The following is a 14,752-nucleotide window of genomic DNA, read 5'->3' on the forward strand; positions in this document are numbered from 1 at the left end:
GATTGCAGAGATTTTGTCGCGTTAGCCAAACCGACGGACCAGTCGGGAAGGCAGTTGCATCCCTGACTAATGGACTGATCCATATGGTCAATTTTAAACGGATGCGATTTCCGATCGACGTGATTTTAGTCTGCATGCGCTGGTACGCAGCCGACCCATTGAGTTGCTGACACGTGAAAGCGATGATGGACAAACGCGTTGTGGTTTTCGATCACTCATCGATCAATTGCTGGGCGATCAGATTTTAGAGACAAGCGTCCCGGTGGCGCAAGCTGGCTAATGGAGAAGACCCTATATCAAAGCCAAAGACGTCTAAAAGTTTCTCTATAGGGCTGCGTACAAGGGAGGTAACACGACCGAATATCTATGGACGACCATGCGGGACATAGTGGCTGCGAAACGTTTTTCGACAAGCCATGCAGTTTCCTACAAAAGTCACGTTGGATAAAAAGAACGCCAACATAGCGGCGATCGATGAGATCAGTGCCGGCAAAGAAATCCCGATCGTCATTGGCAGATCAAATAGCTCGACAGTGTCATTGAGCAGGACTGCCGAGCTATGAAACGCGCGACTAAACCCATGCTCGATTTTAAGTCATTTCGACCCGCCGCAAACGTACTGGCCGACATCAAACTAAATGCTCATGATTTTCAAAGGACAGATGATCGTTACAGCAGAGAATACGGTGTCGTTCGCCGACTAATTTTATTGTATGGCCGTAGAAATACGTTCAGTGTGAAGGTAAATCAAAAGCTTACCAGCAGTCCGATTTATCTCTGCTAATGCGACAGACCCTGAAATTGAATTCAAATTTTATTTAAACATTAAAAGATAGAAGTTAATGCATATTATCAAGTTATGGCATCCCGTTACAAAACAACAGGTTGAGATAGACCTGCAGAAACAAAAATCGATGCCCCATCTTAGGCTAGGAGAAACATTGATTCAGGAGAAGCTCATCATTAAAGAACAATTGGTCCGAGCACTCCAGCTCCAGGTTACGAACGCGGAAATGCATCTGGGCGAAATCCTTTGTAACATGGGCTTAGTCAATCAAGAAAAAATGGACAGGATATTGGTACAAAAGCTTGGAATTCCATTTATTTCACTTTCTAAATTCGAGTTTGACCTCGCCCTAGTTAAGACTATCCCGGAAGAGCTTTTACGTAAGTACAGCCTGATACCTTTATATCTGATCGATTCGCGCTTAGTGGTCGCGATGAAAAATCCATTAGCGTCGGACGCTTTACACATGTTGGCGTTTTATACGGACTTTAGGATTGATCCGGTCATGGCGTCAGAGCAAGACCTAAATAACGTAATATCGAAATTTTATGGAGCGGGAGCAGGAGTGAAATGACCATAATATTTTTAATTGCTAAGCTAAACGACGGAATCGGTTTCAAAATAGCCTAAAACGTGCTTCGGGTTCGACAATCTTGTGACTGTAAATGTGGAGCACATACCTACAAAAATACAGGCCTTTTACACTTGTCGACAGCCAAGGTATATCCCACGCCCACAAACGGTTCGTCGCAGTTGCGCAGTAGCTTGTCATGACTCTTTGGCACGTCCCCCGATATGCTATTACTCCTTCACTTTCAATATCCGGAAGATGGTAAATCCGATGCGAGATATTCACCCCAGTCCACCAGCGAAGGCACCATCTGACTTGGCGGACTGGTGACAAATTCAGTATTGATAGCCATCAGAGAATCTGCTGCTGCTCGTCCTCGCTGAGCTTATTGGCGAAAGCGCCGGTAATCCCCGAATTTAAGATGCAATAAAAGTAGAGGTTAAGCGGCCAAGGCCAGTTTTTGTTTTGGTGTGACGCCGTCTAGGCCCACGTGGCGCCGGTCATGATTGTAAGTCCATAGCTAGCTGGTGGCAAAATTTTGAATTTCATCAATCGAATCAATCGGATCATGGCCCAGCCAGTCATATCACACTATCTGATTATAACGTTCGACAGACGCGTTCTCTGCGGATTGCCAGGTTGAATGAAATGGATTTGGATGCCCGCTTGGCGGCCATCCTGAAATGACGGCACTGATATATTCTGGGCCGTTATCAGAGCGGATCGCTTTGGGATTGCCAATGCCACTCGATGATTTGATCAAAGGCCCGGATCACACGTTTCGAAGGCAACGATAGAAGGCAGCGGTACTTATGCAGTGCATAGTTCGGGTGCAGGTGTGCCCGCCTAGTCCTGTTTCAATCTGCAAGATCTGGGTATCGGTAAAGCGTGATGTCTTCATGTAAAAAAATCCTAAAATTGCATTTGAGGACATCCAACTTTTAAACGCTCTATTTTCTTGGGGGGATTACCCCGCCAGGTGTCGTGCGCGCTTGGGAGTAGATTGATGAGACCGTACTGTTCATTTCCACATGAGACTAGTGTTCGTTTCAAAATTTTCTCGCAAAAAGCCGCTGATCAGAAAATCTAAAAACAACTTTTTCTCTAAATACAGGCCAACTGCCAACCACGAGAATTTTCATGCTGATGTCTCTTTTACTGAAATGGGTGACGTACATCCTCCCGACAGGAACTAGCCCATTCACCGCGCGCCGGACCATTCAGATGATTGTGAACTGCACCCCAAAAGTTAGACATCAAATTTTAGGATGTTTTTATGGGGAAATATTCCGAGCAGGTAAAACTGGCGGTCGTCGAAGATTGCTGTTCTGATAAGTCGGGTCTCAAAGATACCACACAGCGGCACGGTGTTGATGTGGTTTTGTCGCGATAGCGCAATGAGACGAAATATCTGTACGGGATCGGCGGCGATCAGAATGCCAGTGAGTAGAACTGAGTGGCTGCCGACGAAGTTGGGTCTTTGATGTCTGCGAGTTGACCCTTGCGAATCATATGCATGGTTTCAATCTCCGCGATGATAATTCGGGCGCAGCGAAAGGTCTTGAAGCCGAGCATCGGTCGCGTGACGCGTTTGACGGCCCGGTGGTCTTGCTCGACGATATTGTTGAGGTACTTTGATTGGCGCACCACGATGGTCAGACCGCTATCGGCCTAGATGCTGACGATGGCGGCCGTGTTGGAGCCGCTCTTGTCGATGGCTATTTTCTAGGGCATGCCGTGCAGGCCGATGGCGCGTTCGAAGAATGCCCTGGCTGCGGTATGATCGCGCTTGGCGCGCAGCAGAAAATCAACGGTGTCGCCGGTCTTGTCAACGGCCCGGTAAAGGTAGTTCCACTGACCCGCGACCTTTATGTAAGTTTCGTCCATTCTCCAGCTCGTGCCGACCAGACGCTTGCGCCGACGGCAAATAGCGGCGAGCACGGGCAGCATTTTGATGGCTCACCGGTGAATGGTCGAATGATCGACCGCTACGCCACGTTCGGCCATCATCTCTTCCAGATGTCGCAAGCTCAGCGGGTACGCCACGTACCAGCGCACGCAAACCAGCATCACTTCAATCGGATAGTGCAGCCGCTTGAAAACACGGCACAGAGTTTGGTTCATCGGTTTTTGATCAGTGCGCATCGAACAAGCCTAACATGGCTGCCGTATTGCGACAAAACCGCTCAACCCGCAGAAATTGAATTGATCTGCGTTTCCCTAGTGTTTGATGGTGGTATAAAAATACTCATGTGAACCAAGCGCCATCAAAACAACTTCTTGCGGCTTAAACTTATCTGGTTCCAACCGGTAGGCCAACAATATCTCCTGCTTGTTGAGCTTGAATTTGTAGACGAATATACCCACCAGATCGCCCTTTTTTTCATCGCCGATCGTTGGATCAGTCGCTATTGCGCGCACAGCTGCATCAACAACTGTTTTGTCTTTCGCATGAATTTTTTTGACAACACGATTAAACGAAGGCGTGACGCTGATTTTAAGCGGCATTACGAGCCAAACTTGTATTCAAATAGTTGCCCGGCGTTTGCCTCAGCAACGGACAGCAACGTATCTTTGATGAACTGAAATGGCAATTCTGGATTGTCATCTACAGCCTTCCCAAGTCGTGCCCAATACTCTATTTGTTTAGGGACAGAACGATGCTCTGCAGTAGCATAAAGCTTTGCAAGGTCAATCAATTCGTCTGATAACTTCAATGCTATTGCCATAAATACCCCCTTAGCGAAGGTTTTATATTACATCAAAATGCAACCTTTCACTACTTTTAACGCAGAAAATTCGATATCGTCGCCTCATAGTGTGAGGCTTTCGCACCGTATTATTGGCGTCGCTTGATTAAGCCCCCAGGGCGCACTTTGCGCGATAGCGTGGGAGCCGTAGCAATCGCCGGATGCGCAGTCATAGCCGCGGCTTCCAGTTGTGCGCATCGTAACCGTGAGGCAGCGAAAGACTCTTCCACGGCACCGAGGCGCCCACGGACACCCGCGAGCTCGGCATCGAGTGCAGACGCGCGCTGACGATATGTGACAACGCTGGATTTATTCTCGGTATCGACGCGATCAAATTCGGCTTTCCAGTGACGCGACTCAACCCGTGCTTCGTCAATTTGCAACAAGGTATGCTTACGTATGCCGTCAAGTTCGGTGATTCTTGCCGCGTATTCGGTTTCTTTGCGGGCGAAATCTGTGGTCAATGCGTTGATACGTTCGTCGCGCGCGAGCAGTTGGCCAGCGTGGCGCTCCTCGATCGCAGTGGCGTCCTGTGCCGTTGCTTCGAGACAGTGTACGAACGCCACCAGGGTGGCCAGGCGGCGCAGCACAGGCAGACGGAGGATCGCGCTGGCCTTGGCGGCGCCGGCGAACCGCGCCAGCGCCGCGACCCGTGTGGCGGGGATGCGCGTGGCTGGCGGCAGCCGGATGCCAAGCTCACGGACGGCTTGCAGTCGCATCAGCGCCAGGCTCATTGACCGGCTACTGGCCACCACCGGACCGTTACGCAGGCGATCAAGCGGCGAGTTCCGCGTGCCGCCAGAAGATACCAGGAGGCCTTCCAGGCGCGTTTGCTGCTCCAGGCTGATCCCATTGCCAAGCGAGCGCCATAAGCGCTCCTCGACGCGGCTGCGCAGGCGAGCAACGTACCGTTCGAGCGTCGTACAGCCAGGTAGCAGCACTTTGTGCGTCACCAGCCATGTCGTGGCCCGCTCGAACAGCACGCTTGGCCGGTCGGTGCCAGTCCAGCAAAGGGCGTACAGCCATCTTGTCAGGCGGAACGCGATCAGGGGTTCCGTGAACTCCACATACCCATACGACGCGCGAATCTCCGTCGCGTGCTGCCAGCGCTGCTCGCCGACACTGTAGGCGCTTGCCCTCTCCAGCGCCTCAATGCGTAGCTGCTTGGCCAGCGCCCACAGCACGGGTTGGGGCACGGCCAGAGGGTCTTCCAGAAACGTACCCAGGTAACGCACCGTCCCGAGCTGGACGGCGAAGCCCAGCCGATTGTGCGCGCCGCGCTTTTGCGCGATCAGCGCATGATCTGTGTCGTCCAAGTGAAAATACCGGGCAAGGTCGTGGGGCGACGGCGGGCCCAAGTAGCGGCCGTAGTTTTCGCGCTGGTCGTTCGAGAGAAAGCTGACGGGCATTTTATTATTGTGGAATTAGGAATAAACCATTGTGGCTCGCAGGCAGGGAAAAGGTACCTGCCGGAGCCACCAACAGGTCACTCCTCGCGTTAATAAACGCAATTCCAAGCGTCCCTAAATCGGTTCGAATACAGGCCTTGCACCTCATCGGGGTACGATCATTCGATACTTAGCGAGCGTCGCGCAGGTGATTGATTTTATCTTCCAGTGTTGCGGCGGATAGCTCACCCATGTGCCGCATCGCCAAGCGCCCTTTTGCATCATAAAACAGGGTAGTTGGGTAACCGGAAGAACCGGTACGAGCGCTGAGCTGCTTGGCGGGATCGATGACGACGTTTCGCATCTGTAATCCATGAGCTGCAAGGTAGCGTTCCACGGTCTCGGCGGACTCACCTTGATTCACAAACACAAATTCGATTTCCGGATGTGCTTGCTGCGCAGACTTCAATACGGGCATCTCCCTGCGGCATGGGGGGCACCACGTGGCCCACATATTGACGACCAATGGACGACCGACGAGACTACTGAGGGATAGAGTCGACCCGTCAAGCCGCCGGACTTCCACAGGCGGAATAGGTGCCTCCATAGGCGTGAGTGCCTGGTTAATCAAAGCACCCCCGAAGAAGACCACGCACCCGAACAATGTTGCAATTGTTAGTGGCCTACGTAACACCGGGGTGCGCCTGGTCAACTCGGCCCCAACTACGAATGCAGTGGCAAAACCGGCTAAGCTATCAAATCCCCCGTCGCGTAAATCCATTATCGACATGGGAACTTTGAAGTAGACATCGTTATGGCGCAATACGAAAATAAGCCTGGCCACTGCAAAACCGATCAGTGTCATTTTCCACAGAATGGGACCAGGATCAAGACCGCGGGACCGATGAAACCAGGCTGCAACTAGGTTAGCGAGCAGTACACTCACAACCAGTATGGCTACCTGCATGGGCACGACAAGTGGCCCTAACTGAATCGCATCCAAAAATTACTCCAAAAATCAACAGCGAGCGCTGAATGGCGATATGCCAGTCCCGAAACGCCTGGTTGCCAGGGCACCAGCTGGTTACCTAATCATGGCGCCAACTGACTTTATGACCATGCCTATTGCGACCACGACGCAAATAGCTGCGAATGAAAGTTTTAGGCTTTTTTGCGACAGCCGTGTAGACAGCAGTGTCCCTGCGCCCATCCCCACTGCACCACCGACCGCGAATGGCAGTGCCACTGCGAGGTCTAGCTTCCCTGTTGCGATGCTGCTGCCAACCCCGGCGAGCGAGACAAGTGCGATAACGGCCAAAGAAGTGGCGACCACGGATCGTGTCGTCAGGTCGGTGTACCGTTGTAGGGCAGGCACCATTACGAAACCGCCGCCGACGCCTAACAGCCCAGAGAGGAAGCCTGCAATCGCGCCAGACAGCGTGAGGACCTGGGCACATTTAGATGTCCAAACAAATCTCCCTCCCTGCGCGTCCCGCAAGCAAGGCGGCGCCAGAGGAATTTGTTGGCTACCTGTGTCCAGGGCCCTCGCTTCCTTCAATGTCTTGTAAGCCACCCACGCCAGTACAGCGGCGAAGAGAATACTTAATACGTTTGTGTTGAGTCGTTGCGCCAGCCATACCCCTAGCGGCGCCACCAAGATCCCGGTACCGGCGATGAGCATGGCCGCGCGATAACGAACAATGCTGTTTTTTAGGCCAATCAGGGCGCCGAGCGTAGCTGAAATTCCGACAGCGAGAAGACCAATTGGCCCCGCTTGCGCGACCGACATGTGCAAGCCAAAAACCAGCAGCGGTACGGCCAGAATGCCGCCACCGGCTCCAGTCAATCCCATGATGATGCCTACCACAACGCCTAAAGCAAGACTAAGTACCATTGCGTTCCCTGTTCGCTACGTTGCCTTCAATTCGGCCTTAACTTTCAACCTCTCGGAAAGTTCGAACAACGCCATTCCGCCAAGCATCGCGACAACGAATACCCAAGGCTTAGCGCCACCGTGCGTGACCGATGCCAGTGCCGGGCCCGGGCAGTAGCCAGCTAGTCCCCACCCCACACCGAACGTCAATCCGCCCAAGACAAGGCGACGGTCAATCGTTGTAGCCGTCGGCAGGCGCATGGGGCTTCCCAAAACTGATTTGTTCCGTTGGGTTGCGAAAGGGAAAACCAGGGAACCAATAATGATCGCCCCGCCCATTACGAACGCAAGTGACGGATCCCATTTTCCTGCCAGGTCCAGAAACCCAAGTACCTTGGACGGATCAGACATACCAGAAACGATGAGTCCAATTCCGAACAACAAGCCCGCCAACAGAGCTGAAAAGATTGTCATACATACTCCCTTTAACCAAGAACGTGGCGTGCGATAAAGACTGTCGCAAACCCGGCAAACATGAAGGCAACAGTAGCCACGATGGAGCGGGGTGAGCGCCTGGACAGCCCGCTTACACCATGGCCGCTAGTACAGCCTGAGCCGTAGCGGGTCCCTATGCCGACTAACAGGCATGATTTCGATAGCATCATCACCGGTAGTTACCTCACCGCTTGGTTTTCTGAGTTGTTTTAAGGCATATTTCACACCGCTTAAAATTTCAGCTAAGACGAATTCAGAGTTAAAAATTTTTCCAGTAATGCCGCACCGACAAAAAGAGCAATAGCGTAAAGTTGCGCTGAAAATGGATCACTTACTATTGATCGCCTGTGGATATTTTTCACCCAGGTGTTTAGGTGTTGACGCCGCACCCCCATCGCTGGATCCACAATAATTCATCGTCTCGATCCTATGGAAGCTTACGCGGATGCATCTGATTGCTGGCCATCTGATTAATGGTTTGGTGAGCTTCGAAACTCCACTTTGGCACATCTGATGCCGTCGAGAGAACCCTTTAGTCTTTCCGGTTCACCCCGCCGATTTCATCACCGGCCCTTGCGGGGACGTCAACCGAAGTAAAGGTGATAAAAAAACGAAGCAAAAGTGGTAACAAGTTGACGCCCTGTCGTTTTTCAAGACTCACCTCTTTTTAAAACAAATACTTACGGCACTTTGCGAAGTAATTATGCAAAATAGTTGATGGTGCGTTTTTATTTCTTTCTAGCTAAATTAATGTAGGCAGCCGGACGGATGCGCAAGCGCCATGGAACCCGTTCTAAAATCTCTACGCCGAGCAAATCGATGCACACCAGCCATTCGCGCCATGACTCTTCCAGCGCCTCTTCAAATGCAGATAAATCAGTTCGTCAAACTCATTAACTTATTGTGCAGCCTCCTCTTCAGCGATGCTATAAAAGGGCAGGCCATGAATGCGGCGAAGCAGGTAAGGGTTGATACATCCTTACCATGTCATGCGCTGATGCCAGCAGAGCGACTGTGGGTGACACTTCCGCCAGAAACGTCGTCACGCAGCGACGGCAAAATTACATTGATAATGGTCTTAGCTGATGCAAATTGAAATGAAAGCCGAATCTGACACAAGCGTAACTGCTCACCCAGAAGCGGCTGAAAAAATTTCAGAGGTCCGCCCAAAATGCGCTTTCAATACGATGTAATGATAGCGCTAACTTTTGTTCGTTTAACGCGCTGCGCCTGTTACACCTGTTGGGGTGCTCACACAGCGAAATACGATGCCTTTTCGACTGAGCGCTATCGATCGAAAAAGTGAAACGTGGTGGCACAAAGTGAGGAATGATGCGGTTCTCGGCTTATTTTTTTACATTTTAGCAGTTTTACTTCGAATTTCCAGGATGTATCAACTTTACTTCGCACATCGCCGAAGCAAAAGTACAAACAAAAGAAAAGCTAGGCCTGTAAATTCAGGGACTTACGGATTTTGGTTTGTTTCCAGATTTACTTCGATTGACGACTACCGCATTCGTTGCCCATCGATGGACTTACTTTACGTGGTAGCCCGCATGCTCCAAATCCTCTGCAAGCCGTTTTTGTTCAACTTGGATGGAATTCGTACCGCGCAGCACTTTGCGCACGCTCCGGAGTGTTCAGATTGATGGTGATTGGCGAGTGTTTATTCTGCATCAGAATCCAGAATTTCTGGCGTTGAGACGATTACGTTACCGTAAGGATCGCTGCGTAAATGCGTAACATCGCCGTTTTCATAGGGAGCGCGAAGCAAAAAGTGATCACCACAAGAAAAGAGGGGCTGAGGTGCAGTGAAATAGTTATCGGAAGCCCCATAACTGTTTCACTACACCTCAGTCCCTTATTGCATGGTTACTGTCTATTAGACGCCGTTATAAACAGTGTTGTCCAGCTCGTTCTGTACTTGCTGTGTCACTTGCGCGCGGGTCAAGTTGCTTTTTTGTGCCACAAGAATTGGATAGGTGGCATCGCTATAATTCATCAAGCCTTGTGCGCGCGCATCGGCCAATTCGGCGATCACTTGCGCACGGGTCTTGGTTGAGACGAAATGATCGTCGGCCGGGTATGGGGCTTCAGCGAAAGCGCTGCCAGCAGCGGCTAAGACAATCAGACCAGCGATCAATTGTTTGGTGTTCATGATATTGCTCCAAAAAGTTAGGGATAGCACCGGGCTCGGCGGAATAGGCGAAATGCAGCCCGTCGGGTCCTGCCTCGGTGAACGGGCACTTGCGGCACATTGGCAGTTCTGAGGGCTGATGTGAGGCTGTTTGTGTGTTGCGTCCATCGATGAAGCTAAGTTTACGGGATTCGTCTTTAACAATAAACAGCGTAATTTATAATTAACTATTTCATTATTGGAAATAATAACAATGAGGTTGTAAAGGGGATCTGATATGCAGCGGAACGAGAAACCGGGTTAAGCCGACTTGAGATTCCCCTGAAATTTAGTGCTCCATGGAGACAAGACATACGAAATGGAATTTTGCGCAGGTTAAGCCATTTTGCGTTGCAAAACCGATCGATGGCGCAATTGCTTACCAGACCAGATAACGACCAGTTAAGACTGGTTCCATACGGACAATAGAGATCACGACATATGATCGTTTTATACGTGATGGCTTGGCTGATTTGCGATGAGGTGTCGATCGCAAAAAATGTATTACTAAATTATCGGAGAAAATCGCAATGAAGTCTGTCTGGAGAATTAGCGGGGCGCGCATAGAAAATTCAACCGCGGTTAAACCGCCGCGCAATTGCGGCGGCAACCGTAGTCTACTTGACATCATCATAGCGGTACTTCAAGCGATTAATAGCTGCATAGATACATCATATATTTTATAAATGATGTATCTATGCGACATATTATTGACAAATGCCTATACAATTACAGCGATTGCGATCTTCCTTCTATTTATTAAATTGATTTCGTATAGGATGTATATATCCACCATTATCCTTAAAAGGATGCATCTATGCGACATGATAAAAGCTTTACGCCATTTCCTGTATTGGAGACAGCTGAACGCTTGGGCGAACGCATTCGCAACACACGGAAGGCTCAGAAATTATCTCTTGTGCAGTTGGAAAAAAATTGCCGTATCCACCGCACGACATTAAGCCGCTTGGAGCGCGGTGAACCAGGTGTATCACTAGGCGTATTTCTAACAGTGCTTGAATCGTTGCAAGAACTAAGCGACGTGGAGTTAATTTTAAGTCAGCCCGACAAGCCAAAGCATCAACGTGTCGCTTCTCCCCCTATTTTGAAACGGGATTTTTAATGGGCCCTTTGACAGAGTGCGTGGTTTTCATTTGCGAGGATCCAGCTAAACCTATCCCCATTGCGAGTTTTGGCTTAGACGTCAATGGGGATGGGCACTTCGGTTACGGTCTGCGTTACATTGAACGCGAAGATGCATTTTCGATTGATCCGTTGCATCTGCCTTTAGATGCCAAGCAGCAAATGATCCTTCGGCATCAGGATGGCTCTTATGGGGTGCTTTCGGATGCCGGTCCGAATGCCTGGGGTGTGCGGCTCACCAGCAGCATTTTACGCAAAGAAAATAAGCCGCTGCCCACGACACCAGTCGAATGGTTTCTGCAGTCCTGGCATTATGGCTCTGGTTGTCTGGGTTTTTCTGTGTCGAGCGACATTCATCCGGATATCGGCGTGCTTGCGGCGCCTGTTAATGTTCTTAGCCAGCGGCTTCTTTCGACCATCAGTCAATTGGCCGTAAAGATTGACACAGACCTCGATGAAGAGGCCGTGAGACTTATGCAGCCGGGCGCAAGCTTAGGTGGGGTGCGCCCAAAAACCGTTGTCATGAACGATGGCTTTGAGCATATCGCCAAGTTCAGCCGCGCGGACGACAAGTTCGATGTTCCCACTGCTGAGTATGCCACTATGCAACTCGCCTTCCAGGCCGGCATCAATGTGCCTAATTTCGAGCTGCTAAAAATTGCGGACAAGTCGGTGCTCTTGATTGAGCGGTTTGACCGTACTAAGGACGGTCACCGGCTGCACTACATGAGCGCCAAGTCATTAATCAATATCGACGTCCTGAGCTCAGACCAGCGCGAATACAAGACTAAATATTCTTACGCTGGCATTGCAGAAACCATGCGGCCGCGGAGCAAGCAAGGCGTGGCTGATAGTCACGAACTGTTTCGGCGCATGGTACTGAACATCTTGGTCGGCAACGTCGATGATCATATGCGCAATCATGCATTCCTGATGACCAGGCAGGGGAAATTCGTCTTGTCACCGGCATTCGACATCGTACCGCACATGGACGCCATGTCGCTGCCGCAGGCTATTGGAGTAGGAGCCCAAGGTGCCGCTAGCACAATGCGTAACGCTCTTTCCCAATGTGGTCGGTTTCTTCTGACTACGCAAGAAGCGCAGAACATCATTCATAAAGTGCGGGAAGTAGTTTCGCGTTGGCGTCATGTATTCAAGGAAGCCGGTATGGAGGACACCGATATTCATACGTTAACGCCGTGCTTTAGTGCTGCCGATGCATCTGACCGGATCCATATTGCTGTAACCAGGGACGCTTCCAGCGCAGAAAATAATCGCCCACCACAAACTAATTGATGGGCGGTCTCAGGATAGCGCCACCCTATGACTTTTCGATCTCATCGAGAGTCAGAATTGAGGCTCTATTTCCTACTTGGCTGTCGTGCTAAAGGGGACTGTTAAAAAGGCTGGGGTATCCAGAACATACAACACAATTTCTGAAGGGCCTACGCCTAGCGGGTGGCATAAAACCCTAGCCTTTTTAACACTCCCTCGACACAGCGGCAGTAGAGTGCAGTTAAAACCGGAGGCAGCCGATAAGGCAGATTTCACAATATATTTGTTGCCTCACGATCGATTGTGGAGATTGTCATGCGGATGATCATCGAGGCACGAATTGACGATGGTGATGGCGGCTGCCTCCGGTTTTAACTGCACTCATAAATAAGAAAGTAAATTCGTCCAAATGCGCGAAGGCTTAGCTATGAAAGGAGGGTAAAAAATTGGACAAATTCGTAGACGAAAGCAAATTTGTCCAAATTGTGACGGTAAATTTGTCCAAATCCTGATTTTTTCTGAAGCATCAGAAATTTATCCAATAAATTCAATGCGTTATCGGTTTTAGAAAGTAAATTTGTCCAAAATTAATTTCGCGCATTGCGGAAAGCAAATTCGTCCATCTGTTTTAGCTGTTTTTTTGATAAAAATTCACCGAAATGAACAATTCAATGTGCGAAATAATGCAACCGCATGCGCGTGATGGCGACCCGCGCCTTTAAATTTAGTGGCGTTCTTTCTAAAAAACGTGGATGACAGGTGCCGTAATAGCTTTGGCAATATCCGCATCGAAATGGCGCATCCAACAGAATGGCATTGAGCCGATATAGCGTTTTGCTGTCGCAGCGAACGCATGCGTTTTGCAAGGCGTTGCCATGTATCGGACAGTGCGTGACCAGCGCTATCTGATGCACCACACTGTGATAGCCGCGGCGCATGCAGCGTGGACAATAGCGAAAGTCGGGGCAACCCAACCCATCTGGCAGCAATGCATTGCGAATCAGCTTCGATGGCAAGCACAGCATCTGATGTACGCGCCGGATGTCAACTTCACTGCTACTGGGATTAATTCCCTCATAGGGATCTACCACCGTTCTGGAAATTTGCCCTGCAATGAGATGGCCAGCGATCAGATTCATCCGCGCAAACTTCCAGAGCATGGATACGATAGATTCCTGCGGATCCAGCCACGTCGAATTAAAGACGTATCCCAGTGCAGGGGTTAGGGCATGCGTATCGACCAGCATAATCGGATACGCAGCAAACGCGGGAATCTTGATCTCGCCGCGCTCTCGCACTAAGCCTCCCGCAGCGCCAGTTTAAGACGACTGGTAGCGATCCTGATTTGGGTATAACCGGAGTGTCGTATTGCTTGTTCCCAGAGCGCAGGCGGTGGCCGATAAGCCGGTGCATCATGAATCGCTGCGTCCTTAAGGACGATCTCGACGGCGCGGGTAAACGATTCCATCGGAATATCCATCGCCCCGCTGAATCCGGCTTTGTTATGGATGTTCTCGAAGGTTGTCCAAATTAACTGCGCATCATCAGTGAGGACATAGCCAGCATCCACCGCTTGCTGCAAATAGAATCGGGTAAAACTCCATTCCGAGCCGCGTGGATAGAAGGTCTGGCCGTATCCCGCCAGGCAGGTGGCCACTTCATTTACATCGCGCACGCCATAAAATGCCAGCTCTTCGACCATCAGACGGGCCACAATTTGCATCTTGCCGCTACGCTGGAAATTAGTTTTAATCGACAGCAAATCCTGCTGGCCGACTAGAAATGTGAACAGCTTGATTTCCATGCGATCCAGATGATCGTGAATGTCGCGTAACCACTCATATTCGTTTTCATCGAAGCGCTGGGCTTCATCGCAAAACAAGATGACGGTACCGCGCCCGGCCTTGATACAGGCTTCGCGAATTTTATTGATCAGGCGTTGCCGCTTGGCAGAATTCGATCCGCCTGACGCATCAGGGTAACCAACGGCTTCCAGCAGATTGGCGAAGAACGGGCCTTCTGCATGGCGCGGCTTATGTTCAGCTTGCACATGATAGGTGGTGATGGTCGGCACTTTTTCAGCGAGTAACAAGCGGATGTATTCAATCGCTTTAGTCTTGCCTATTCGCGGTGGACCATAAATTAATGCACCGGTAATGCGGTAGCGTAAACAGCGAGAAATAAGTTCGTAAAACGCCTGGATGGCCGGGGTAGCGATCCGGTACTGGCCGGTAGCGAGTGGATGTAATTCCTCGCTGATGGGACGGGTCAGGCGGTTGTTATGGCTAGACAAA

At 50.4% G+C, this 14,752-nt stretch carries 12 protein-coding genes and 3 pseudogenes; 4 read left to right on the plus strand and 11 right to left on the minus strand.

The genetic code is table 11. The annotated features are described in order from the left end of the window. Positions 1-416 precede the first annotated feature (416 nt). Both ACXX82_RS00610 and ACXX82_RS00615 read left to right on the plus strand, forming a co-directional pair. Entirely contained in the window at positions 417-563 is a 147-nt protein-coding gene (locus ACXX82_RS00610; protein ID WP_458562111.1) for a hypothetical protein, read from the plus strand. A gap of 279 nt (positions 564-842) precedes the next feature. After that, a complete protein-coding gene (locus ACXX82_RS00615) occupies positions 843-1,361 on the plus strand; it encodes a GspE/PulE/PilB domain-containing protein (RefSeq protein ID WP_458562112.1) in 519 nt (172 codons plus the stop codon). A 1,428-nt stretch (positions 1,362-2,789) separates the two neighbouring features. Here the strand turns inward: ACXX82_RS00615 and ACXX82_RS00620 are convergent. The 9 genes and pseudogenes from ACXX82_RS00620 to ACXX82_RS00660 form a co-directional block, all read right to left on the minus strand. Beyond that, a pseudogene (locus tag ACXX82_RS00620) lies at positions 2,790-3,482 on the minus strand (IS6 family transposase). 96 nt (positions 3,483-3,578) lie between these two features. Continuing rightward, positions 3,579-3,866: a type II toxin-antitoxin system RelE/ParE family toxin gene (locus tag ACXX82_RS00625; RefSeq protein ID WP_458562113.1), complete on the minus strand. Its 288-nt coding sequence runs from the start codon at positions 3,864-3,866 to the stop codon at positions 3,579-3,581. Further along, on the minus strand, positions 3,866-4,087 hold the full coding sequence (locus ACXX82_RS00630) for a TA system antitoxin ParD family protein (RefSeq protein ID WP_458562114.1): 222 nt from the start codon (positions 4,085-4,087) through the stop codon (positions 3,866-3,868). The genes ACXX82_RS00625 and ACXX82_RS00630 overlap by 1 nt, the downstream gene beginning before the upstream one ends. A gap of 548 nt (positions 4,088-4,635) precedes the next feature. Continuing rightward, positions 4,636-5,517 (minus strand): annotated as a pseudogene (locus ACXX82_RS00635) (DUF4158 domain-containing protein); the annotation flags it as partial. Positions 5,518-5,686: 169 nt separating this feature from the next. Further along, complete coding sequence (locus ACXX82_RS00640; RefSeq protein WP_458562115.1) at positions 5,687-6,463, minus strand: redoxin family protein; 777 nt, start codon at positions 6,461-6,463, stop codon at positions 5,687-5,689. 117 nt (positions 6,464-6,580) lie between these two features. Further along, a complete protein-coding gene (locus ACXX82_RS00645; protein WP_458562116.1) occupies positions 6,581-7,390 on the minus strand; it encodes a sulfite exporter TauE/SafE family protein in 810 nt (269 codons plus the stop codon). Between the two features lie 15 nt (positions 7,391-7,405). Next, on the minus strand, positions 7,406-7,843 hold the full coding sequence (locus tag ACXX82_RS00650) for a YeeE/YedE family protein (RefSeq protein ID WP_458562117.1): 438 nt from the start codon (positions 7,841-7,843) through the stop codon (positions 7,406-7,408). A gap of 11 nt (positions 7,844-7,854) precedes the next feature. Then, positions 7,855-8,013: pseudogene (locus ACXX82_RS00655) on the minus strand (YeeE/YedE family protein); the annotation flags it as partial. 1,733 nt (positions 8,014-9,746) lie between these two features. After that, the gene (locus tag ACXX82_RS00660) at positions 9,747-10,022 is read right to left on the minus strand and encodes a DUF4148 domain-containing protein (RefSeq protein ID WP_458562118.1); all 276 of its coding nucleotides are present in this window, start codon (positions 10,020-10,022) and stop codon (positions 9,747-9,749) included. A gap of 835 nt (positions 10,023-10,857) precedes the next feature. Here ACXX82_RS00660 and ACXX82_RS00665 point away from each other — a divergent pair. Together ACXX82_RS00665 and ACXX82_RS00670 are read left to right on the plus strand one after the other, a co-directional pair. Then, a complete protein-coding gene (locus tag ACXX82_RS00665; protein ID WP_458562119.1) occupies positions 10,858-11,163 on the plus strand; it encodes a helix-turn-helix domain-containing protein in 306 nt (101 codons plus the stop codon). After that, positions 11,163-12,479 carry a type II toxin-antitoxin system HipA family toxin gene (locus ACXX82_RS00670; RefSeq protein WP_458562120.1) on the plus strand — a complete coding sequence of 439 codons (1,317 nt, stop codon included), beginning with the start codon at positions 11,163-11,165 and terminating at the stop codon, positions 12,477-12,479. The genes ACXX82_RS00665 and ACXX82_RS00670 overlap by 1 nt, the downstream gene beginning before the upstream one ends. A 647-nt stretch (positions 12,480-13,126) precedes the next feature. Here ACXX82_RS00670 and ACXX82_RS00675 read toward each other — a convergent pair. Both ACXX82_RS00675 and ACXX82_RS00680 read right to left on the minus strand, forming a co-directional pair. Beyond that, positions 13,127-13,756, minus strand: a complete 630-nt coding sequence (locus tag ACXX82_RS00675; protein WP_458562015.1) for a TniQ family protein — start codon at positions 13,754-13,756, stop codon at positions 13,127-13,129. Then, positions 13,756-14,751: an AAA family ATPase gene (locus ACXX82_RS00680; RefSeq protein ID WP_458562016.1), complete on the minus strand. Its 996-nt coding sequence runs from the start codon at positions 14,749-14,751 to the stop codon at positions 13,756-13,758. Before ACXX82_RS00680 ends, ACXX82_RS00675 begins: the two co-directional genes overlap by 1 nt. Position 14,752 lies beyond the last annotated feature (1 nt).

It is taken from the genome of Glaciimonas sp. GNP009 (assembly GCF_054343755.1).